The sequence below is a fragment of the Micromonospora nigra genome (assembly GCF_900091585.1).
In the GTDB taxonomy this organism is placed as follows: Bacteria; Actinomycetota; Actinomycetes; order Mycobacteriales; family Micromonosporaceae; genus Micromonospora; species Micromonospora nigra.
The window spans coordinates 2,054,655-2,076,043 of sequence record NZ_FMHT01000003.1; the positions used below are offsets into that span (position 1 = coordinate 2,054,655).

Annotated in this window: 16 protein-coding genes and 1 pseudogene; 6 read left to right on the top strand and 11 right to left on the bottom strand. The window is 73.6% G+C overall.

All coding sequences use genetic code 11. The annotated features are described in order from the left end of the window. Positions 1-344: 344 nt before the first annotated feature. The 3 genes from GA0070616_RS08605 to GA0070616_RS08615 form a co-directional block, all read right to left on the bottom strand. Entirely contained in the window at positions 345-1,514 is a 1,170-nt protein-coding gene (locus GA0070616_RS08605) for a thioester domain-containing protein (RefSeq protein WP_091079083.1), read from the bottom strand. 201 nt (positions 1,515-1,715) lie between these two features. Continuing rightward, positions 1,716-2,396, bottom strand: coding sequence for a response regulator (locus tag GA0070616_RS08610; protein ID WP_091079087.1), 681 nt, complete (start codon positions 2,394-2,396; stop codon positions 1,716-1,718). Next, complete coding sequence (locus GA0070616_RS08615; protein WP_091090268.1) at positions 2,393-3,661, bottom strand: ATP-binding protein; 1,269 nt, start codon at positions 3,659-3,661, stop codon at positions 2,393-2,395. Before GA0070616_RS08615 ends, GA0070616_RS08610 begins: the two co-directional genes overlap by 4 nt. Before the next feature lie 189 nt (positions 3,662-3,850). Here GA0070616_RS08615 and GA0070616_RS08620 point away from each other — a divergent pair, with 189 nt between their 5' ends. The 3 genes and pseudogenes from GA0070616_RS08620 to GA0070616_RS08630 all read left to right on the top strand — a co-directional run bounded on the left by GA0070616_RS08620 (position 3,851) and on the right by GA0070616_RS08630 (position 7,354). Then, the gene (locus tag GA0070616_RS08620) at positions 3,851-5,593 is read left to right on the top strand and encodes a PspC domain-containing protein (RefSeq protein ID WP_091079091.1); all 1,743 of its coding nucleotides are present in this window, start codon (positions 3,851-3,853) and stop codon (positions 5,591-5,593) included. Further along, positions 5,590-5,796: pseudogene (locus tag GA0070616_RS29295) on the top strand (hypothetical protein); the annotation flags it as partial. The gene GA0070616_RS08620 and the pseudogene GA0070616_RS29295, both read left to right, overlap by 4 nt. Positions 5,797-6,106: 310 nt before the next feature. Then, the gene (locus GA0070616_RS08630) at positions 6,107-7,354 is read left to right on the top strand and encodes a phosphatidylserine decarboxylase (RefSeq protein WP_091079095.1); all 1,248 of its coding nucleotides are present in this window, start codon (positions 6,107-6,109) and stop codon (positions 7,352-7,354) included. 108 nt (positions 7,355-7,462) lie between these two features. Here GA0070616_RS08630 and GA0070616_RS08635 read toward each other — a convergent pair whose 3' ends face one another. The 3 genes from GA0070616_RS08635 to GA0070616_RS08645 all read right to left on the bottom strand — a co-directional run bounded on the left by GA0070616_RS08635 (position 7,463) and on the right by GA0070616_RS08645 (position 11,014). After that, a complete protein-coding gene (locus GA0070616_RS08635; RefSeq protein WP_245712703.1) occupies positions 7,463-8,458 on the bottom strand; it encodes a CDP-alcohol phosphatidyltransferase family protein in 996 nt (331 codons plus the stop codon). Between the two features lie 533 nt (positions 8,459-8,991). Continuing rightward, the gene (locus tag GA0070616_RS08640) at positions 8,992-9,918 is read right to left on the bottom strand and encodes an NUDIX hydrolase (protein WP_091079101.1); all 927 of its coding nucleotides are present in this window, start codon (positions 9,916-9,918) and stop codon (positions 8,992-8,994) included. Positions 9,919-10,066: 148 nt separating this feature from the next. Next, on the bottom strand, positions 10,067-11,014 hold the full coding sequence (locus tag GA0070616_RS08645; RefSeq protein WP_091079104.1) for an NUDIX hydrolase: 948 nt from the start codon (positions 11,012-11,014) through the stop codon (positions 10,067-10,069). Between the two features lie 145 nt (positions 11,015-11,159). On the opposite strand from GA0070616_RS08645, the gene GA0070616_RS08650 reads away from it, so the two are divergent. After that, a complete protein-coding gene (locus GA0070616_RS08650) occupies positions 11,160-11,561 on the top strand; it encodes a PspC domain-containing protein (RefSeq protein ID WP_091079109.1) in 402 nt (133 codons plus the stop codon). A 7-nt stretch (positions 11,562-11,568) separates the two neighbouring features. Here GA0070616_RS08650 and guaA read toward each other — a convergent pair whose 3' ends face one another. Further along, entirely contained in the window at positions 11,569-13,125 is a 1,557-nt protein-coding gene (gene guaA / locus GA0070616_RS08655) for a glutamine-hydrolyzing GMP synthase (RefSeq protein ID WP_091079113.1), read from the bottom strand. Between the two features lie 223 nt (positions 13,126-13,348). Between guaA and GA0070616_RS08660 the strand changes: the two genes are divergently transcribed. Then, positions 13,349-14,047 (top strand): bacteriorhodopsin, encoded by a 699-nt coding sequence (locus GA0070616_RS08660; protein ID WP_091079116.1) that lies wholly within the window; start codon positions 13,349-13,351, stop codon positions 14,045-14,047. Between the two features lie 57 nt (positions 14,048-14,104). On the opposite strand, the gene GA0070616_RS08665 is transcribed toward GA0070616_RS08660, so the two are convergent. After that, positions 14,105-15,802 carry an FAD-dependent oxidoreductase gene (locus GA0070616_RS08665; RefSeq protein WP_091079118.1) on the bottom strand — a complete coding sequence of 566 codons (1,698 nt, stop codon included), beginning with the start codon at positions 15,800-15,802 and terminating at the stop codon, positions 14,105-14,107. 147 nt (positions 15,803-15,949) lie between these two features. Here GA0070616_RS08665 and GA0070616_RS08670 point away from each other — a divergent pair, with 147 nt between their 5' ends. After that, complete coding sequence (locus tag GA0070616_RS08670) at positions 15,950-17,038, top strand: LCP family protein (protein ID WP_091090272.1); 1,089 nt, start codon at positions 15,950-15,952, stop codon at positions 17,036-17,038. Between the two features lie 153 nt (positions 17,039-17,191). Here the strand turns inward: GA0070616_RS08670 and GA0070616_RS08675 are convergent, their stop codons facing one another. Genes GA0070616_RS08675 through guaB form a run of 3 tightly spaced genes read right to left on the bottom strand, consistent with a single transcriptional unit; the run spans position 17,192 to position 21,316 of the window. Then, the gene (locus GA0070616_RS08675; RefSeq protein ID WP_091079122.1) at positions 17,192-18,610 is read right to left on the bottom strand and encodes a M1 family metallopeptidase; all 1,419 of its coding nucleotides are present in this window, start codon (positions 18,608-18,610) and stop codon (positions 17,192-17,194) included. Then, positions 18,607-19,725: a GuaB3 family IMP dehydrogenase-related protein gene (locus GA0070616_RS08680; RefSeq protein ID WP_091079126.1), complete on the bottom strand. Its 1,119-nt coding sequence runs from the start codon at positions 19,723-19,725 to the stop codon at positions 18,607-18,609. The genes GA0070616_RS08675 and GA0070616_RS08680 overlap by 4 nt, the downstream gene beginning before the upstream one ends. Before the next feature lie 28 nt (positions 19,726-19,753). Continuing rightward, positions 19,754-21,316: an IMP dehydrogenase gene (gene guaB / locus GA0070616_RS08685; protein ID WP_091079129.1), complete on the bottom strand. Its 1,563-nt coding sequence runs from the start codon at positions 21,314-21,316 to the stop codon at positions 19,754-19,756. Positions 21,317-21,389: the final 73 nt, after the last annotated feature.

The window sequence follows — 21,389 nt, forward strand, 5'->3', positions numbered from 1 at the left end:
CGCGCGTGGATGACCGCCTCGGCGGACCCCTGCCGCCCCGCCCTCCGGGGGCCCGGAAGGCACACGTGAGACCACTCACTCCGGGGCGATCACACCGGCCGTACGGGCGAGAACGGGTCGTCCGGCCGGTCGACGGCACGAACCGGTCGACCGACACCGGACAGTCCCGATGTCGGCCGCCGCGCCGATTCGGGACACCGGCACACCGTCTCATTCCGGCCGTTCCGCCCCCGCGCCCCAACGCCGATCCGAGACCCGGAACGGGCGTCGACCGGCGGCGGACGCGACACCGGCCCCGGACCCGCTGGTCGCGGGTTCGGGGCCGGTGGTCGGCGACGCGGACGTCAGGCCGTGAAGCGCACCCGACGACGGCGCACCAGCAGGACGGTCACCGCGCCGGCGGCCAGCAGCACCAGGCCGGCGGCGACCGCCGCGGCGATCGGCGAGCCGGTCAGGGGCAGGTCACCCCCGTTGGACGCGGGCGACGTCGACGGGGCCGGGCTCTCTCCCGGGGTCGAGGGCGACTCCACCGGCGTGGACGGCGACGGGGAGGGGGATTCGGCCGACGGCGACGGCGACGGCGACTCCGGAGCAGCGGTGAAGGTGGCAGCCGCCTCGGCGGTCACGGTCGAGCCGGTGCTGCCGCCCAGGATCAGCTTCTGCGCGGCCCGCTTGCCGGTGAACAGGAAGACCCGGCCGAAGGAGACCGAGTCGGCCGCGGACGCCGTCACGGTGGCCGTGCCCGTGCCCTCGGCGGTCAGCCAGAACTGGCCGCCGTTGGTGGTCGAGGTGACCGGCGCACCCTCGGCGTCGACCGCCCCGCCGCCGGTGACCGCGAGGGCGATCTCGCCCGCCGGGCCCTTGACGGTGAACGGGCCGGCCTTCTCGCCGGCCGTGGCGGTGGCCGTGGCGGGGTCGATGCTCAGCTCCGCCTTCGGCTCGGGCTGGTCGGTCGCGTTCGCGACCAGGTAGTCGCGTACCTTCTGGACCACCTCGTACTGCTTCTTGCCGAGCAGGCCCCCGCCCTGCTGCCAGGCGTCGAGGGTGACGCCGTCACTGAAGTGCCAGACGGCGGTCTGGGTGCCGAAGTAGAGCAGGTTGTCGCGGCGCTTGTCGGACAGGTCCGCCGGCAGGGTGGCGCCCGCGGCGGCGAGCAGCGCGGTGGCGTCGGCGTTCGGGTAGCCGTGGGTGAGCACCCACTGCACCCTGGCCAGGTTCTTCACCTGGGACTCGTCCCAGGTGCCCTCCTCGTACTTGCCGTTGAGCGCCACGTTGGTGTGGTAGTCGATGCAGAAGGCCGGGACGAGCTTGCCACCGATCTTCAGGGCGAGCTGCGAGGTGCTCTTCTTCTCGCCGTTGAGCTTGAGGGTGACGGTGGTACCAGCGACCGACTTCGCCACGCCGGTGGCCGCCTCCTCGGCGACGGCCGGGGCCGCGACGCCGAGCGCGAGCGCACCGCCGGCGACGGTCGCCAGGGCGATCCGCGCCCAACGCCGTCCTCGTTGTCCGATCATGTGTGAGCGCACCTCTCCGCAAGGGGTGTGTCCCGCCCGGGGCGGGCTGCGTGAGCCGCCGTTCCCGCGGGATGCGCACCACCCGCGCGCGAGAAAGCGACGGGGCATTATCAGCAGGTCGTTGATCTTTTGTCAGCCCCGGCGAGGTGAACAACGGCTTATGCCCGGGAAAATCCGATCGGGTGGGGCCGTTCAGACGAGTCAGACGAGGCGACGGTCCGCCGCCCAGCGCGACAACTCGTAGCGGTTGGACATCTGGAGCTTGCGCAGCACGTTGGAGACGTGGGTCTCCACCGTCTTGATCGAGATGTACAGCTCCTTGGCGATCTCCTTGTACGCGTACCCCCGCGCCAACAGCCGCAGCACCTCACGTTCGCGGTTGGTGAGCTGGTCCAGCTCGGGATCGGCGACCGGCGCGTCGGGCCGGGCCGCGAAGGCGTCCAGCACGAAACCCGCCAGCCGGGGGCTGAACACCGCGTCCCCGTCGGCGACCCGGCGGATCGCGGCCGCCAGCTCGTCCGGTGAGATGGTCTTGGTGACGTAGCCCCTCGCCCCGGCCCGGATCAGGCCGATCACGTCCTCGGCAGCGTCGGACACGCTCAGCGCCAGGAACCTGACCTGGGGATGACTGCGCCGCATCGCCTCCAGCACGGCCCGCCCGCCGCCGTCGGGCATGTGCACGTCGAGCAGCACCACGTCCGGCTCCGACGCGGCGATCCGGCTGACCGCCTCGGCCACCGTGCTCGCCTCGCCCACCACCTCCACGTGTGCGCCCAGCTCGGCGCGGACCCCGGCGCGGAACATGGCGTGGTCGTCCACGAGGAACACCCGCAGCCGCTCGACGGGCCCGCCCGCCGACACGACCGGTGACTGCTCAGTCATGATTTGTCCCTTTCTGTGGTGGACGACTCCCCGGGGGTCGACAGGATCAGCCGGACCTCGGTCCCCTCGCCCGGCCCGGACCGGATCTCCGCCCGGCCGCCGTGGCGCTTCATCCGGCCGACGATCGACCCCCGGACGCCGTGCCGGTGGTCCTCCACCGTATCCGGATCGAAGCCCTTCCCCCGGTCCCGCACGAAGACGCTGACCTGCTCGGGCTCGACCTCGGCGTACAGCGAGACCGTCTGCACCCCCGCGTGCCGCGCCGCGTTGACCAGGGCCTCGCGGGCGGCGGCCACCAACGCGCCGACCCGTTCGTCGGTCTCCCGGTCGCCGACCACCACCGTCTCGACGGTGATCGCGAAGGTGTCCTCCACCTCGGCGGCGGCCTGCTCGACGGCGGCGGCGAACCGTTCGGTGGGCGACGCGGTGGGCTTGTAGAGCCAGCTACGCAGCGAGCGCTCCTGCCCCCGGGCCAGCCGTTGCACGGCCTTGACGTCGGTCGCGTTGCGCTGGATCAGCGCGAGGGTGTGCAGCACCTGGTCGTGCACCATGGCCGCCAACTCCGCCCGCTCCTGCTCGCGGATGCGCCCCTCCCGTTCCGAGCGGAGCTGGTTCCACGTCCGCCAGAGCACCGGAGCGGCGACGACCCCGACGCCGGCCAGCCCGACCAGCGCGAAGATCACGCCGTTGACCACGGCGTCGAGGTTCTGGGCGGGCGAGTAGACCGCCGCGACCCCGATGATGCCCACCGCGACCAGCACCCCGCCGCCGATGAACCGCAGCACGAAGGCGCGCCGGTCGCTCTCCTCCACCACGGCGCCCAACCACGGGACCGGCAGCGATTCGCCCCACTGCCGCCGGCGCTCGGGCGCGGACTGGTGCCAGATCACCCCCGCACCCACCGCGATGATCGCGACGAGCCATCCGGCGGTGCCGGCCGCGCCGACGAAGTCGAACAGCAGCACCTGGATCAACAGGACGCCCAGCCCGATCGCCACGAACGGCAGCAGCTGGGCGACGTCCCGCCGGGGCGGCACGGCGGTGTCGCCGGGGCGCAGCGGCACGACGGCCCAGAAGGCGGCGTACAGCAGCAGGCCGAGGCCCGACAGGCCGAGCAGGACGGTGAAGGCGACCCGGACCCGCACCACCGAGATGCCCAGGTGGTCGGCGATGCCGGCGGCCACCCCCGCCGCCATCCGGTGCTCCGGAGCGCGGTAGAGGCGGGGCGGCTGGGTCACGGTGATGATCGCGGGCTCCCTGGTCACGAGGTCGGCGGTCGGGAGGTCGGCGAGCCGGTCACGGAAGGCCGTCACGTCCGCCGGTCCGATCGTCACACGCCGGGTACCCGCCCGACCACGGGGACGCCCCGGACATCCGGGCCGCCGGGATCTCAGGGTGGGGTCAGGGTCGCCTCCTGAGGCCGTCCGGGCGGTCGGGGCAGCAGGATCGAGAGCATGACCGAGGAAGCTGCCCAGCCACCCCGGCCCGGGGCGACCGGGCCGGACGGGGCGCCGTCGCCCGTACCGCCGGCGACCACGTCGTCTCCGCGGGGCGAACCGTCCGAACCGCCCGAACCGTCCGACGGGGAGGCCGCCACCGCCGGGGAGGCCCCCACGGCCGGGGAGGCCCCCACGGCCGGAGCCGCCCACCCGGCCGGGGTCGCCGCCGGTCGGGAAGCCGGGGACCCACCGCCGTACTCCGGCACCCCGCCCTGGGCCACCGCGCCGCCGGTGGCCGAGCCGGCCACCGGCGCGACCGACGCGGGCCCGCCACCACCGGGAGCTGGCCTGCCACCGGGAGCTGGTTCGCCACCACCGGCCGGCTTCACCTCGCGGTACGGGCTGGTGCGCCCCCGCGAGGGCCGCTACCTGGCCGGCGTGTGCGCGGCGATCGGCCGCGCCACGAACACCGATCCGGTGCTCTGGCGGGTGCTGCTCGCCGTGCTCGGCTTCTTCGGAGGCATCGGCATCCTCGTCTACGTCAGCGCCTGGCTGATCATTCCCGGCGAGGGTGACAGCGCCTCGCCCGTGGAGTCGATGCTCGGCCGGGGCCGGTCCAGCATGTCGCCGGTCACCGTGATCGTGCTGAGCGTCGTGGTCGCGGTGGGCTTCGGCTACATCGTCACCGACGCGTTCCGGGCCGTGCTGCTCGGTGCCGCGATCCTGATCGGCGGGGCGCTGCTGCTCAACCGGGAGCACCGGACCCGCGCAGCCGGGCCCGCCCCGGCCCCACCGGCCGCCCCGCCGCCCGCGCCGGCACCCCCGGTGACCTGGCCCGCGCCGCCCGCGTACGCGCCACCGGCAGCGCCCACGGTCGCGGGGCCGACCGCTCCGTGGCCGTACGCCGTGGTCTCCGGGGCCCCGACGTCCCCCCTCGGCCCCCAGGGACTCCCCGGGGAACCGACCGCCGGGCCGCCGGCGACTCCCCCGCCGGGCTGGCCCGCGCCGCCCCCCGCCCTACCGGCCACGGCTCCCCGGCCCCCGGTCTACCGGGCGCCGTTCGCCCCGCACGGCCCGTACGCCGGGCCACCGGCCGCCGGACCGTACCCGCCGGTGCGGCCACCGAAGCCAGTGAAGAGACCGCGCGAACGCTCTCCCCTCGGGGCGGTGACCTTCTCCCTGATCTTCGTGGCCCTGGGCGTGGTGGGCGTGCTCAACCTGCTCGGCGTCTTCCCGGTGAGCGCGTCGGCGTACTTCGCGGCGGCACTGGCCGTGATCGGGCTCGGCCTGCTGGTCGGCACCTGGTTCGGCCGGGCGCGCTGGCTGATCGCCCTCGGTGTGGTGACCGCCGCCGCGCTGGCGGTGGCCACGGTCGCCGAGTCCTACGACCGGGTACGCGGCGTGGACGGGGCGGTCACCTGGGCGCCCACCAGCACCCGCGACCTCGCGGACCGGTACGAGAACAGCTTCGGCGACGCGGTGCTCGACCTGCGCGCGATCGACTTCGCCGCCGGCGGCCACACGGACCTCACCGTGGGCATCAACTTCGGCAAGGCCACCGTGGTGCTGCCGCCGAACGTCGACGTGACCGCCGTGGCGCACGTCACCGCCGGCGAGGCGGTCGTCCTCGGTGAGCGCTCCAGCGGGCTCGACGGCCAGCGTCGGGAGGTCACCGACCTCGGCACGGACGGCGCCGGTGGCGGAACGCTACGACTGACGCTCCAGGTCAACGCCGGTCAACTGGAGGTGATCCGATGAAGGCACACCGGACCGACCTGGTCTCGTTCGCCTTCGGGCTGCTCTTCGTCGCCCTGTCCGCCTGGTGGCTGCTCGCCCAGATGCTCGGGCTGGTCCTGCCGGCGGTGGGCTGGTTCCTGGCCGGCGGGCTCATCATGGTCGGCGTCCTGGGCCTGGTCGGTGCCCTGCGGTCCAGCCGCTCGCCGGCACCGCCGCCGACGGAACCCGCGACCACGGAACCCGCGACCACAGAACCCGCGACCACAGAACCCGCGACCACGGCAGCTCCGGTGGCATCCGCCGACCCGACCCTCGACCTCACGGCCGACCAGCCGTGGTCACCCGCGGCCGGACCGGTGACCGGGGAGCCGGGAGGCGGGGCGGCGCCATCCTCCGGACCACCCTCGGCAGGCCGGGGGGCGGTCGGTTGACCGGCTCGGTGTGGCCCTCCACCGACGCGGCCTATGCTGGCCGGTGGAGGTTCCGCCGTCCGCCGCGATTGCCGTCTCTCATTTCGTCAGGAGCCCGCCCGACATGACCCAGTCCCCCGCCGTGCGCACCCCCGGCCGGTCCGGTCCGGTCCGCATCGGCGAGCGTGCCGCCCGTACCCTCGTCGCCGAGTTCGCCCGGATCAACGACCCCAAGGCCGCCCTGCTGGTCGGCGCGGCCCCGGGGTCGGCGGTGCTGGCCGCCGCGATCGACGCGCTGCTTCCCGGTGACACCCTCACGCTGGTGCCGGCCGAGGGAACCGCCGCGGGGACGCTGCGTGAACACGTCACCGCCCAGGGCCGCTGGGTCGCCGACCGGGTGACGGTCGTCGACACCCTCGCCGAGGCCGAGCCGGCGGCGGTGGTCGTCGCGGGCGAGGCGCTCACCGGCACCGCCGACGAGACCCGCGCCACGATCGAGGGCCTGGCCAAGTACCTCGCCGACGGTGCGGTGCTCAGCGTCGCCACCGCGCCCGGCCGGACGGCCGGAGCCGCGGCGGAGCTGGACCGGCAGGGTGCCCTGTACGGGGTCGGCGTCGACCTGGTGCTGCGGAACACCCCCCCGGTGCGGGTGTTCCGCCTCCGGTTCACCCCCGCCGACGCGGCAGCCGCCGGCTCGCTCGCGCCGGCCTACCGGCCCTCCAGCGTGCCGCTGACCCGGAGCATGCACATCGACTCCAACGGGGTGGCCGCCGCCGGGATCAGTCTGGGCCTGGCCGCGCTGGCCCGGCTGGCCCGCCCGAAGTCGAAGCTGTGGCTGCTGCCGGCCCTGGCCGCCGCGCCGGTCGCCGCCTTCTTCCGCGACCCTGAGCGGGACGTGCCGGAGGACCCGTCGGCCGTGGTCGCCGCCGCCGACGGCCAGGTGCTGTCGGTGCAGCGGCTGCACGACGAGCGGTTCGGCGACGGCGAGTTCCTGCGGGTCGCGGTGTTCCTGTCGGTGCTGGACGTGCACGTCAACCGGTCGCCGGTGGCCGGCAAGGTGGTCGACTACTTCGTCGCCGACGGCGGTTTCGCCAACGCGATGAAGCCGCAGGCGGAGCACAACGTGGCCGCCTACACGGTGCTGGACACCGCACACGGCACGGTCGTGGTGGCGCAGCGCACGGGACTGATCGCCCGCCGGATCGTGCAGCGGGCCCCGATCGGGTCGCTGCTGGCCCGGGGTGAACGGTTCGGGCTGATCCGGTTCGGTTCGCGTACCGACGTCTACCTGCCCGCCGACGCGGCGGACCCACTGGTCGGGCCGGGCGACAAGGTCGTCGGCGGTGCGACCGTCATCGCGCGCTGGCGCTGACGGCAGACGTACGCGAAAGGGGCGCCGCGGGAGTCCGCGGCGCCCCTTTTCGTGTCTGTGTCCGGGTGCCCCTTGGTGTGTGGGCGTCCCTTCGGTGTCTGCTGCGGGTCAGGCGGTGCGGCGCTGGCGCAGCCACAGCCCCGGGCCACTGACCAGGTAGCCCACCACGATCAGCGCGAAAGTGAGCCGAACGTCGATCAGCGCACCCACGACCGGGGCCAGCCAGACCCACGGCGGCAACTTGACCAGCTGGGCGAGTTTGGCGTACGGGAAGCTGGAGACCATCGCGAAGCCGAGCAGCGCCACCCCGGCGATCTGCACCAGCCCCGGCAGCGGCAGGTCGATGAGCACGGCCAGTGCCAGCACGGCGGCGGCCATCGTGGTCGGTACGCCGCAGAAGAAGCGGCCGTCCTTCGGTGAGACGTTGAACCGGGCCAGCCGGATCGCGGCGCAGGCCGCGACGAGCGCCGCGACCACGGCCGCCGCCGCCGTGGGGGCCGAACCCGCGAGGGACGCGTAGACCACCACCGGCGCGGCCAGACCGAACGAGCACATGTCGGCCAGTGAGTCCATCTGGGCACCGAACGGACTGGACACCCCGAACCTGCGGGCCAGCGCGCCGTCGAGGCCGTCGAGGAGCACGCAGGCGATCAGGAGCAGCGCGGCGATGCGCACCTCACCCTGCATCGCCAAGAAGATGGCGCCCATGCCGAGCATGAGGCTGGCCAGGGTGCACGCGTTGACCAGGGCGAACTGCATCCGGCGGGCGAGGGTGCGCTCGCCGGGCAGCAGCGGGATCGGGCCTGTCGGCGACTCGTCCACCGGCACGGTGGGCGCGAGGACCGGGGCGACCGGGGCGACGGTCTCGACGGTGGCGCGCTGGAACCGGTTCAGGCCGTACCGGCGGCGGGGGCGGTCCGCGTACCGGCGCTCGGGCAGCATCACGTCGGTGGCCGTGCGCAGGTCACCGTCGCGGCGACCGACCCGAACCAGCAGCACCTGACGGGCGAGGGAACCACTACGGCGTAGCGGGCCCGCCCAGCGGCGCCCGGCAGGGCGCGGACTGTCAGTCGTACGACGCCGGCGCCATGGGGCTCTCGGCACGTTTCCTCCATCACCGGATCGGGTGGCCGCCGCGAGGGCGGGTGTCCGGCTGTCTCGTGCCGGACCTTTCTGGCCCGGCAGCCGTTTTGCGGAGTACACCATTGCACAGGGCAACGGGGCTTGGCGATAGCTGCCGGCGGAACTGTCTCCTGGTGGAACCGCGCGAACCGCTCTTTTATTCCCAGCCCGGGCCGCAACGCCTGTTTCCTCCATCAACCCGTCTCTGACTCTACCGGAGCCCGCCCACCCCGGCCGGGCTGGTGATCACTATGACACTCGATGCCCGTTTGGCAGCACCCGGAGAGCTGCCGCCCGTGATCGAACGGGCACCTTTGGTCACCGGGCGAATGGGGGGTCGACCGGTCGGACACACCCGGCCCGGCCGGTCGGTGCCGTCCACGTCGACGGCGCCACCCGTCCGACGGTCACGGAGCGTCCCCGGTTCCGCCGTCGGCGGCACGATCCACACGGCCACGCCCGGGGTCGGCGGGCGGGCGCTGAGCGTCCACGACGGCTCGTCGAGCAGCTCAGCGTCAGCGACCGTCGCGCGGAGCCGGGTGATTCAGCGCCAGGGCGGCGATCTCGGTGAGCGGCAGGGCCGCCAGGCCGGTCGGCGCGAACCAGCCCGCCCGGGCGGTGGAGCCGCCGGCCAGCTCGGTCACCAGCGGCTCGGTGGGAGTGTCCACCGCCACCCGGTAGAGCACCCGGACCCCGTGCCAGTCGATCGGACGCCCCTCCGGGCCCCACGCCGCCGGGTTGTGCAGGTTGTCCACGCCCATCAGCTCGACCACCCGACCGAGCTGACCGGTCTCCTCCACCAGTTCCCGCAGCAACGCGGTGACCGGCTGCTCGCCGTGATCCGTCCCGCCACCGGGCAGGTGCCAGCGCCCGGCACCCGGGTACCCGTCGGCGATCATCGTGAGCAGCACCCGCCCGGCCGGATCGGTGACCAGGCCGTACGCCCCGAAGCGCTGTCGCCGGTCGGGCGGGGGCGGGGCGGCCTGAGCGGCCGGCAGGGTGGTGGGCAGCCCCGGCGGCAAGGGTCTGACGCCCAGCCCGAGCAGCTCGGCGGTGAAGGGCATCAGCGGCAGGGTCGCCGCCCGCGCGACACTGAACCAACCCAGCTCGTCGCTGCCGCCGGCCGGCTCCGGTCCGCGCACGCCCGGCTCGGCTGTCACGTCGAAGACCAGCCGGTCGGTGTGCACGGCGACCCCGGCGTCGGCGAACACGGCCACGTCGGCGACGGCCGCCCGGATCCCGGCCACCGCCACTGCCAGCCCGGTCTCCTCGGCGAACTCACGGACGGCCGCCTCAACCGGGTGCTCGGCGTGCGACAGCCCACCGCCCGGCAGCTGCCAGACACCCGGGTACGCGCACCTGGCCGACCTCCGGGCGAGCAGCACCCGCCCGTCGTCGTCCCACAACACCCCGTACGCCGCCACCCGTCTCCGCTGTTCCACGACCCACTCCCCACCCGTCGGCCCGTCGAACCGATCATGAAGTTATTACCGTCGACTCCGGCGTGTCCCGACAATAACTTCATGATCACCGGAGCGGGGCAGGCGGGAGGCGGGGACGGCAGAGCAGGGCGGAGACGGCGGAGTGGGGTCAGGTCAGGCGGGCGGCTTGCACGGCCTCGGCGGTGACCTCGGTGAGGCGGTCGGTGGGCAGCGCGCCCAACTCGTCCCGGCCGAACCAGCGGGCCTCGCAGGTGGAGCCGCCGACGTCGCCGACGGTCGGCGGGGCGGGCTGGTCGACCACGACCCGGTAGAAGGCGCGCACGCCGTGCCAGTCGATCGGGTAGCCCTCCGGGCCGAGCGAGGCCGCGTCGCGGTGGCTGGCCACCCCGAGCAGCTCGACCAGGCGGCCCCGCTGCCCGGTCTCCTCGACCAGTTCCCGGATCAGCGCCGCGCCCGGCTGCTCGCCGTAGTCGGTGCCGCCGCCGGGTAGGTGCCAGCAGCCGGCACCCGGGTAGCCGTCGGACACCCGGGTGAGCAGCACCCGGCCGGCCGGATCGGTCACCACGGCGTACGCGGCGAAGCGCTGCGCGCGGTGCAGCCCGTCCGGGCCCGGCACGGCGTAGAAGGAGGGGAACTCCGGGGGCTCGTCGGGCACGATGTCCGCCGAGGAGGCGGGCAGCCCGAGCGCGCGGGCGGTGAAGGAGCGCAGCGGCAGCTCACGCGCCTCGTCGAGGGTGACCCAGCGGGCCAGGTCGGTCGGCCGGTCCACCCGGTCGGTGAGCGTGCCCCCGCGGACCGAGACCCGGTAGACCAGGCGGTCGGTGTGGATCGTGATGCCCCGCTCGGGCAGTGCCCGCATGTCTGCCAGCACGTCGTGCAGGCCGCAGACGGCGACCGACAGCCCGGTCTCGGCGGCGGTCTCGCGGACGACCGTGTGGTTCGGGTCCTCGCCGTGGTCGACGGCCCCGCCGGGCAGGGACCACGTGCCGGGGGTGCCGGAGCGCTCCGATGCGCGGACCAGCAACACACGGCCGACTTCATCAGCACAAACTGCGTACGCCGCGATTCTGCGGAGCGGCTCCAGCATGGTGGTCACGGGGGGAAATTCTCCCTGTGTCCGGTTACCAGTATCGAGAAGAGTCAGATTCCTGACTGAACGCTTGCCGGGTCAGGGGTGGTTCAGGGTATGGATCCGGGCGGTCACCGAGGTCGTCCCGACGCCCGGTGTGGACCGTGGAGTCATGACCGACACCAGTGCTTTCCAGCCTCCGTACAAGCAGCTCCGCCGCCCCACCACCGACCGGATGGTCGCCGGGGTGGCCAGCGGCGTCGGCCGCTACGTCGCCGTCGATCCCAACCTCGTGCGGGTCGTCTTCGCCGTCGCCACCTTGCTCACCGGCGGGCTCGCCGGGCTCGCGTACCCGATCATGTGGTTCCTGATGCCCGAGGAGCCGGCCGGCGCGCCCGCCTGGCCGCACCCCGCACGCGGCGTGCCGTACACCCCGGCTCCGCAGCCGCACGTCCCGCAGCCGCACGCTCCCGCCCCGCAGCCGGGTGGCGCGTGGACCCACAGGCCGCCGACGGCTCCGACCGCGACGCCGGAGCCCACCCCTCGGCCGCAGCCTCAGCCGCCGGCCCGGTGAGCCGAAGTCACTCCCACTCGATCGTGCCCGGCGGCTTGCTCGTCACGTCCAGCACCACCCGGTTGACCTCGGCGACCTCGTTGGTGATCCGGGTGGAGATCCGGGCGACGACGTCGTACGGCAGGCGCGACCAGTCAGCGGTCATCGCGTCCTCGCTGGAGACCGGGCGCAGCACCACGGGATGACCGTAGCTGCGCCCGTCACCCTGCACACCGACGCTGCGCACGTCGGCCAGCAGCACCACCGGGAACTGCCACACCCCCCGGTCCAGACCGGCCGCGGTCAGCTCCTCGCGGGCGATCAGGTCGGCCTGGCGGAGCAGGTCGAGCCGCTGCCGGTCCACCGCGCCGATGATCCGGATGGCCAGTCCCGGGCCCGGGAACGGGTGCCGCCACACCATCGCCTCGGGCAGGCCGAGCTGGAGGCCCAGCGTGCGGACCTCGTCCTTGAACAGGGTGCGCAGCGGCTCGACCAGGGCGAACTTCAGATCCTCCGGCAGTCCGCCGACGTTGTGGTGGCTCTTGATGTTGGCGGTGCCGGTGCCGCCGCCGGACTCGACCACGTCCGGATAGAGGGTGCCCTGCACCAGGAACTCCACGTCGCCGTGGGAAGCGATCTCGCGGGCCGCGGCCTCGAAGACCCGGATGAACTCCCGCCCGATGATCTTGCGCTTCTGCTCCGGATCGGTGACCCCCGCCAGGGCACCGAGGAACCGCTCCTGCGCGTCCACCACCTTCAGGCGGATGCCGGTGGCCGCGACGTAGTCCTTCTCCACCTGCTCGGCCTCACCCGCGCGCAGCAGGCCGTGGTCGACGAAGACGCAGGTCAACTGATCACCGACGGCCCGGTGCACCAGCGCCGCCGCGACCGCCGAGTCCACCCCGCCGGACAGGCCGCAGATGACCTCCTTGTCGCCCACCTGCGCGCGGATGCGGGCCACCTGCTCGTCGATGATGTTCTCCGGCGTCCAGGTGGGCTCGATGCCGGCGATGTCGTAGAGGAAGCGGGTCAGCATCTCCTGCCCGTGGGCGGTGTGCCCCACCTCCGGGTGGAACTGCACGCCGGCCCGGCGACCGGCCAGGTCCTCGAACGCGGCCACCGGGGCGCCCGCCGACTCGGCGGTCACCGTGAAGCCCGCCGGGGCCTCCGTCACGCAGTCGCCGTGGCTCATCCAGACCGGCAGGTCGGCCGGCAGGTCGCGCAGCAGCACGCCCGGGTCGAGGAGGCGGGGCCGCAGCGGGGTGCCGCCGTACTCGCGGTTGCCGGTCCGCGTGACCGTGCCGCCCAGGGCCTGTGCCATCGCCTGGAAGCCGTAGCAGATGCCGAAGACCGGCACACCCGCGTCGAACATGCCCGCGTCGATCCGGGGGGCGTCCGGCGCGTAGACGCTCGACGGGCCGCCGGACAGGATGATCGCCGCCGGCTGCTTCGCCAGCATCTCGGCGACCGGCATGGTGTGCGGGACGATCTCGGAGTAGACCCTCGCCTCGCGTACCCGACGCGCGATGAGCTGGGCGTACTGGGCTCCGAAGTCCACCACGAGGACAGGGCGAGGCGTGCTCATGGCAGCAAATCCTACCGACGGCGATGTCGGGGCCACCGCGGTCCCCGGTCGGCCCGTCGAGGGAGGGTCGAAAACGGGCGGATCAGGCCAGATCCCCTCCCCGGGCGACCCGTCCACGCGACAATGACCGCTGGCACACCGCGACACGTACGCCTGCGTCCGGCGAGGCCCGGCGTCACCCGCCGGGCGGCCCGGCGAACCGGAGCCGGGCCGAGGAGTTCGTATGACCGACTGGTGGTTGTGGTTGTACGTCTGTGCCATGGCAGCGGGCGCCCTGCTGTTCGTCCGCTGGCAGGCGAACCCGCGAGGGGTGCCGAAGGTCGAGTACCGGGTGGCGATCGCGATCCCCCTCTGGTCGGGCCTCTGGTATCTGGTCATGGCGTTGGGCGGCGGACGGGTCGAGGCCGCCGGTCACCCGGTCTACTGGGCGCGGTACGTGGACTGGGTCGTCACCGCCTCCCTGCTGCTGGTGGCGCTCGCCCTGACCGCGACCCACGCCCTGCCGGGACGGTGCGGGCGGGTGATGGCCGCGCTCGTCGGGGCGAACGTGGTGATGATCCTCAGCGGCCTGCTCGCCGACCTCACGGTGGACGCGTTCACCCGCTACGCCGTGTTCGCGGTCGGGGTGGTCGCCTTCCTCGTCGTCTACGGCCTGATCTGGGGACCGCTGCGGGCCCACGCCCACCGGCAGCCGGAACGGCACACGGCGGTGTTCCTGGAGGCCGCCGTGCTGCTCAGCGTGCTCTGGATCGGCTACCCGGTGATCTGGCTCCTCAGCCCGTCAGGGTTCGACATGCTCGGCTCCGCCACCACCAGCGTGCTGTTCGTCGGGTTGTCCATCATCTCGAAGGTGGGCTGGAGCATCGTCGACCTCGGCCGGCTGCGCGCCCTGTCCGACCGTGGCCAGCTCACCGTCGTCTGACCGTGGCCGTCAGCCGCGCGGCACGCCGGCTGAGCCGGTCGGCGCGCGACGGGCAGTTCAGCCGCGCAGCGCGCCGGGGGCGTGCGGCGGCACCGCCGGCCGGTGCGGAGGTACGGGTGCCAGCCGCCGGTACGCCTCACCGAGCGCGGGGCGCGGATCCGGCTCCCCCCGGTTCGGCCAGAAGGACATCGCCCGTTCCGCCTGGGCGGCGATGGTCAGCGACGGGTTCACCCCGAGGTTCGCCGACACCGCGGCACCGTCCACCACGTGCAGCCCCGGGTGACCGTAGACCCGGTGCCACGGGTCGACCACCCCGTCGGCCGGGGTGGCCCCGATCACCGCACCACCCAGGATGTGCGCCGTCACCGGGATGTCGAACGGCTCGGTCAGCGCCCCGCCCGGCGTACCGCCGATCTCCTCGGCGAGCAGCCGGGCGACCTGGTTGCCGGCCGGGATCCAGGTCGGATTGGGCGTGCCGTGCCCCGGCGCGGAAACCAGCCGCCGGCCGAACGCACCCCGCCGCCAACTGGTCGCCAGCGAGTTGTCCGCCGACTGCATGACCAGGGCGATCACCGTGCGCTCCGACCAGCCGCGCACCGACAGCGTACGCAGCGCGGCCACCGGGTGCCGGGCCAGTTCACCCCACCACCGGCGGACGCGGCGGGGGCCGCCGTCGACCAGCAGCGACTGGAGCAGACCCATCGCGTTGGAGCCCCGCCCGTAGCGGACCGGCTCGACGTGCGTCTGCGGGTCGGGGTGGAAGGAACTGGTGATCGCCACCCCCTGCGTGAAGTCGGTCCCCCGGGCCCGGGCCTGGCGGCGTGGCACCGACGCGCCGAGGATCGCCTCGGAGTTGGTGCGGGTCAGCTCACCGAGGCGGGGCGAGAGCGCGGGCAACGCCCCGGACGCCCGCATCGCGTGCAGCAGCCGCTGGGTGCCCAACGCCCCGGCCGCGAAGACCACCTGGTCGGCGTGGAACACCCGGCGACGCCGCCGCAGCCACGCCCCGGTGCGCTCGGTGTGCACCTCGTACCCGCCGCCCGCCGCCGGCCGCACGGCCGTGACCGTGGTCAACGGGTGGACCTGCGCGCCGAGCCGCTCGGCCAGCCACAGATAGTTCTTGACGAGGGTGTTCTTCGCCCCGTACCGGCAGCCGGTCATGCAGGACCCGCAGTGGGTGCAGCCGGTGCGCTCCGGGCCCACGCCACCGAAGTAGGGGTCGGCCTCCCGCTGGCCGGGCCGGCCGATGTGCACCCCGACGGGCGTGGCGTGGAAGGTGTGGCCCACCCCCATCCGGTCGGCCACCGTCCGCATCGCCCGGTCCGCCGCCGTGGAGTGGGGATACGTGGTGACCCCGAGCATCCGCTTCGCCTGGTCGTAGTGGCGGGTCAGCTCGTCGCGCCAGTCGGTGACGTCCCGCCACTGCGGGTCGGTGTAGAAGGCGTCGAGCGGCTCGTAGAGCGTGTTGGCGTACACCAGGGAACCGCCACCGACCCCGGCGCCGGAGAGCACCATGACCCCGCCGCCCGCCTTCCGGTCGGCCGCCCGCAGCAGGGTGATCCGTTGCAGGCCGTAGCAGCCGAGCTTCGGCGCCCAGAGGAACCGGCGGGCCTGCCAGGACGTCTCAGGGAACTCGTCGTCGGCGAACCGTCGACCCGCCTCCAGGACGCCGACCGTGTAGCCCTTCTCCGCCAGCCGCAGCGCGGTGACGCTGCCGCCGAACCCGGAACCGATGACGACCACGTCATACCGCATGAACGCATCATTACTCGCGGGTAGCACTCGCGCCAGCGGCACTTTTCGCGCGATCATGCACCCGCCCCGACAAGACCGGCCCCCGGGCGCAACCCGGGACGCACCCCGGAGCGTTGAAGTCGGTACGGGGGAAGGGTGGCCGCAATGGTGCAGCGTCGACGACTGCGGTGGGGACTGGCGGTGCTCGCCACCGTCGCGATGGCCGCCGGCACGGTGGCGGGCTGCACGGGCGGCGGGGACGACACCGGCGACGGCGCGACACCGGCCGCCGCACGATCCGCCACGCCGTCGGCCAGCCCGAGCCCGACCGGGCCACCGCCCGGCGCGGACATCACCGGCCCACTCACCCTGCTGCTGGTGGGGGTGGACACCCGGGTCAGTGTCCCCGACTGGGAGCCGCACGCCGACGCCGTGCTGCTGGCGCACGTGCCCAGGGGGCTCGACCGGGCGTACCTGTTCTCACTGCCCCGCGACCTGGTGGTCGACATCCCGGCATACCCCGAGGCCGGCTACCGCGGCGGGCGGACCAAGCTCACCCACGCCATGAGCTACGGCAGCCGGGCGCCGGGGCGGCGCGGGAAGCCGGACACCGCCCAGGGGTACGAGTTGCTGCGCGCCACCGTCGCCGGCTACACGGGGCTGCGCATCGACGCCGGAGCGGTGATCACCTTCAGCGGCTTCGACGACCTGGTGGACGCCCTCGGCGGCGTCGACATCCGGGTGGACCAGCGGGTCACCTCCCTGCACCGGCGCCCCGACGGCCGGCACCGCGAGCCGGTGCCCGGCGGCTACGCCGGACCGCAGATGGTCTACGAGCCGGGGATGCGGCACCTGACCGGCTGGCAGGCGCTGGACTACGCCCGCCAGCGTTACCTGCCCGGTGGCGACTACAGCCGCCAGCGGCACCACCAGCAGCTCCTGCGGGCGATCATCGGCAAGATCCACGACCAGGGGCTGGCCCGGCAGCCGGACCGGGTCGAACAGGTGGTCGCCGCGCTCGGCGAGACCCTGCTCTACGTGGGCGGACGGCGGATCGTCGACCTCGCGTACGCCCTGGGCGGCCTGTCGCCGCAGGCGTTCACCCTGGTCGGCCTGCCCGGCGCGTCGATCGGGCGGGGCCGTGCCTACCGCGGCGAGGAGCTGACCCGCGCCGGGCGCGGCTTCCTCACCGCCCTACGCGCCGGCCGCACCGACCCCTACCTCGCCGAGCACCCCGCCCTCCGGGTCACGGCCTGACCGTCCCGCTCACCAGGTGACCGCACGGCGATCCCGCCGTGCGACGCGCCGGGCGGGGAGGACGGACAGGGCCTCGGTCGCCGGGCGCGCAGACCTGCGCCGGGGGCGTCGAGCTGCCGGCCTGACGCACTCGGCCGGGCACGCCCGTCCGCGTCACGGCAGCTCTGGGGCCGTGGTTCCGGACAACCACGCGTCGAAGAACGGCCCGAGGTCGCGCCCGCTGACCCGCTCGGCGTGCGTGACGAAGTCGTCGGTGGTCGCGTTGTCGTCGCGCCGCTGCGCCGTCCAGGTGCGCAGGACACGGAAGAAGGCGTCGTCACCCACGGTGCGCCGCAGCGCGTGGACGGTCAGCGCGCCCCGCCGGTACACGGCGGTGCCGAAGAGCTGACCGGGGCCCGGATCGAGGGTCGGACGGGACCAGTCCGTCGCGGCGTACTGGGCCTCGAAGATGCGCTGCGCGCTGCGACCGCCGTCGTGCTCCTCCCACAGCCACTCGGCATAGCTGGCGAAGCCCTCGTTGAGCCAGATGTCGCGCCAACTGCTCAGCGCCACGCTGTTGCCGAACCACTGGTGGGCCAGCTCGTGCGCCACCACCGACAGGTTTGGCTCGGCGCGGAAGAAGCCGGGCCCGTACACCGGCCGGGACTGGGTCTCCAGGGCGTAGCCGATGCGGTTGTCGGTGACGGCGACCCCGCCGTACGCGGCGAACGGGTACGGCCCGAAGCGGGTGGCCAGGTAGTCGGCGATCTCTCCGGTGCGCGCCAGCGACACCGCCTGCGGGCTGTCGGCGGGCAGTTCGGCCGGCACGGCGGTGACCAGCGGCAGCCCTCGGTGGGTGCCGTTGGTGACCCGGTAGTCGCCGACCACCAGGGTCGTCAGGTAGCTCGCCATGGGGAAGCGTTCCGCCCACCGCCAGGTGACCCAGCCGTCGGCGCTGGACCGTTGCCCCGGCACCCCGTTGCTCAGGGCGGTGAGCCCCTCGGGGACGGTCACCTCGATGTCGTACGTGGCCTTGTCGGAGGGGTGGTCGTTGACCGGGAACCAGGTGGCCGCCGAGCGTGGCTGGCCGAGGGCGATCGCGCCGTCGTCGGTGTGCAGGAAACCGCCGAGACCGAGCGCACCGTCGCCCGACGGGGCGGGCACTCCGGCATAGCTGACCGCCGTGGTGAAATCGTCGCCCTGCGGCAGCCCCCGGGGCGGGGTGACCACCAGCTCGTCGCCGGCCCGGCGGTGCTCGGCCCGCGCCCCGTCGACGGTGACCTCGTCGACCGTCAGACCGGCGAGGTCCAGGTTGAACCGGGACAGGCCCTGGGTGGCGGTCGCGGCGATCTCCGTACGGCCGATGAGCCGGTCGGTGGCGGGGTCGTAGCGGATCGCGAGGCGGTAGTGGGTCACGTCGTAGCCGCCGTTGCCGCTGCCGGGCACGTACGGGTCGCCGAGGTCGGCGGCACCCGGCCGGAAACCGGGACCGTCGGGCCCGTCCCGGGTCACGGCCACGCCCACCAGTACGGCAGCCGCAGCCACGGCCACCGCCAGCGCCACCCCGCGTCGGCGGCCCGCTCCACTGCTCATCGGTCGAGAACCAGGCCGACCTTCTGGAACTCCTTCAGGTCGCGGTAGCCACACTTGGCCATCGCCCGCCGCAGGCCGCCGAACAGGTTGAGCTGGCCGTCGGGCTCGTCGGCCGGGCCGAACAGCAAACGCTCCATCGAGCCGATCGGCTCACCTGCCACCTCGAACGCGCCCCGGGGCAGCGACGGGTGGCTGGCGGCGGAGTGCCACCAGGCGCCGCCGGCCGGGGCCTCCTCGCACAGCGACAGCGGCTCACCGAGCATCACCGCGTCCGCGCCGCAGCCCAGCGCCTTGGCGATGTCACCCGAGGTCTGCACGTCGCCGTCGGCGATGAGGTGCACGTACCGGCCGCCGGTCTCGTCGAGGTAGTCCCGACGGGCCGCCGCCGCGTCGGCGATCGCCGTGGCCATCGGCACCCGGATGCCGAGCACCGACTCGGTGGTCGACCAGTCGTCGCCACCGATACCGACGATGACGCCGGCCGCGCCGGTACGCATCAGGTGCAGGGCGGTCTTGTAGTCGGTGCAGCCGCCGACGAGGACCGGCAGGTCGAGGTCGGCGATGAACTCCTTGAGGTTCAGCGGCTCGTCGGTGGTGGAGACGTGCTCGGCGGAGACGATGGTGCCCTGGATGACCAGGATGTCGACACCCGCGTCGAGGATCACCGGGGCCAGTGCCAGGGTGTGCTGCGGGGAGACCCGCACGGCCACCGTGCCGCCGCCGGCGCGCAGCTCGCTGACCCGCTCGGTGATCAGGTCGGGTCGGATGGGCTCCGAGTAGACCTCCTGGAGGCGCTTGGTCGCGCGGGCGTCCTCGCCCAGGCCGGCCAGGTCCTCCAGCACCTTCGTCGGATTCTCGTAGCGGGTCCACAGGCCCTCGACGTTGAGCACGCCCAGGCCGCCGAGCTGACCGAGCCGCACGGCGGACGCGGGGCTCATTGTGGCGTCGGACGGGTGCGCGACGCAGGGGATGCCGAACTGGTAGGCGTCGAGCTGCCAGCCCGTGGAGACGTCGTCGACGTCGCGGGTCCGGCGGCTCGGCACGATGGCGATGTCGTCCAGGTGGTAGCCGCGCTGCGCGGTCTTGCCCAGCCCGATCTCGACCACGTCACGCATGGGGACTCCAGGTTGTTTGAGGGGACGGTCAGCGGGAGTGGTAGTTGGGCGCCTCGACCGTCATCTGGATGTCGTGCGGGTGGCTCTCCTTGAGCCCGGCCGCCGTGATCCGGATGAGCTGGCCCCGGCGGTGCAGCTCCGGGATGCTCTCCGCGCCGACGTACCCCATCGCGGCACGCAGGCCACCGATGAGCTGGTGGGCGACCGCGGACAGCGGGCCCCGGTAGGGCACCTGGCCCTCCACGCCCTCGGGGACGAGCTTGTCCTCGGCGAGCACGTCCTGCTGGAAGTAGCGGTCCTTCGAGTAGGACTTGGCCTGCCCCCGGGACTGCATCGCGCCGAGCGACCCCATCCCCCGGTACGCCTTGTACTGCTTGCCGTTGATGAAGATCAGCTCACCGGGGCTCTCCTCGCAACCGGCGAGCAGGCTGCCCAGCATCACCGTGTCCGCGCCGGCGACCAGCGCCTTGGCGATGTCGCCGGAGTACTGGATGCCGCCGTCGCCGATCACCGGCACCCCGGCCGGACCGGCCGCGCGGGCGGCCTCCATGATCGCGGTGATCTGCGGTACGCCCACGCCGGCCACGATCCGGGTGGTGCAGATGGCACCGGGCCCGACGCCGACCTTCACGCCGTCCGCACCCGCCTCGACCAGCGCCCTCGCGCCGGCATAGGTGGCGACGTTGCCGCCGACGATGTCGATCGGCACGTCTTTCTTGAGCCGGGCGACCATCTCCAGCACGGCGCGCTGGTGGCCGTGGGCGGTGTCCACGATCAGCACGTCCACGCCCGCGTCGACCAGGGTGCGGGCCCGCTTGTACGCGTCCTCGCCCACCCCGATGGCGGCGGCGACCCGCAGCCGGCCCGCGTCGTCCTTGGTGGCGTTGGGGTACTGCTCGCTCTTGGTGAAGTCCTTGACGGTGATCAGCCCGCGCAGCCGGCCGGTCTCGTCGACGATCGGCAGCTTCTCGACCTTGTGCTGACGCAGCAGCGCCAGGGCGTCGTCCTTGCTGACGCCGACCCGGGCGGTGATCAGCGGGGTGCGGGTCATGATCTCGCGGACCGGGGTGGCCGGGTCGGAGACGAAGCGCATGTCGCGGTTGGTGACGATGCCGACCAGCTCGCCCTGCGCGTCCACCACCGGCACGCCGGAGATGCGGTACCGCCCACAGAGCTGGTCGACCTCGCGGAGGGTGTCGTCCGGGCTGGCCGTCACCGGATTGGTGATCATGCCGGACTCGGAACGCTTGACCAGGTCGACCTGGAGGGCCTGGTCCTCCAGGGAGAGATTGCGGTGCAGCACGCCGATGCCGCCCTGCCGGGCCATCGCGATCGCCATCCGCGCCTCGGTCACCGTGTCCATCGCGCTGGACAGCAACGGGATGGACAACTCCACGTTGCGGGTGAGCCGGGTACGGGTGTTGACCCGGCTGGGAACGACGTCCGACTCGCCCGGCTGGAGCAGCACGTCGTCGAAGGTCAACCCCAGCGGGACCACCCGGGCGGAGCCGGCCGGCAGCTCCGGCAGGTGCCCACCCCACTCGCCGCCCTCGGCGCCGGCGGAACGGTCGGTGCGGGGCGAATTCTCCACGATTGCTCTCCTGAGCTGCTCGAACGGGCTTCAGCGAGGTGGCGCGAGGGCACCGGCGTACGCCGGGCGAGGG

What these genes read in the sequence shown, in the direction of transcription:
- GA0070616_RS08680 (WP_091079126.1), bottom strand. Translation starts at nt 19,725, where the DNA reads ATGCGTGACGTGGTCGAGATCGGGCTGGGCAAGACCGCGCAGCGCGGC.
- GA0070616_RS08630 (WP_091079095.1), top strand. Translation starts at nt 6,107, where the DNA reads ATGACCCAGTCCCCCGCCGTGCGCACCCCCGGCCGGTCCGGTCCGGTC.
- GA0070616_RS08650 (WP_091079109.1), top strand. Translation starts at nt 11,160, where the DNA reads ATGACCGACACCAGTGCTTTCCAGCCTCCGTACAAGCAGCTCCGCCGC.
- GA0070616_RS08660 (WP_091079116.1), top strand. Translation starts at nt 13,349, where the DNA reads ATGACCGACTGGTGGTTGTGGTTGTACGTCTGTGCCATGGCAGCGGGC.
- GA0070616_RS08610 (WP_091079087.1), bottom strand. Translation starts at nt 2,396, where the DNA reads ATGACTGAGCAGTCACCGGTCGTGTCGGCGGGCGGGCCCGTCGAGCGG.
- guaA (WP_091079113.1), bottom strand. Translation starts at nt 13,125, where the DNA reads ATGAGCACGCCTCGCCCTGTCCTCGTGGTGGACTTCGGAGCCCAGTAC.
- GA0070616_RS08665 (WP_091079118.1), bottom strand. Translation starts at nt 15,802, where the DNA reads ATGCGGTATGACGTGGTCGTCATCGGTTCCGGGTTCGGCGGCAGCGTC.
- GA0070616_RS08620 (WP_091079091.1), top strand. Translation starts at nt 3,851, where the DNA reads ATGACCGAGGAAGCTGCCCAGCCACCCCGGCCCGGGGCGACCGGGCCG.
- GA0070616_RS08675 (WP_091079122.1), bottom strand. Translation starts at nt 18,610, where the DNA reads ATGAGCAGTGGAGCGGGCCGCCGACGCGGGGTGGCGCTGGCGGTGGCC.
- GA0070616_RS08605 (WP_091079083.1), bottom strand. Translation starts at nt 1,514, where the DNA reads ATGATCGGACAACGAGGACGGCGTTGGGCGCGGATCGCCCTGGCGACC.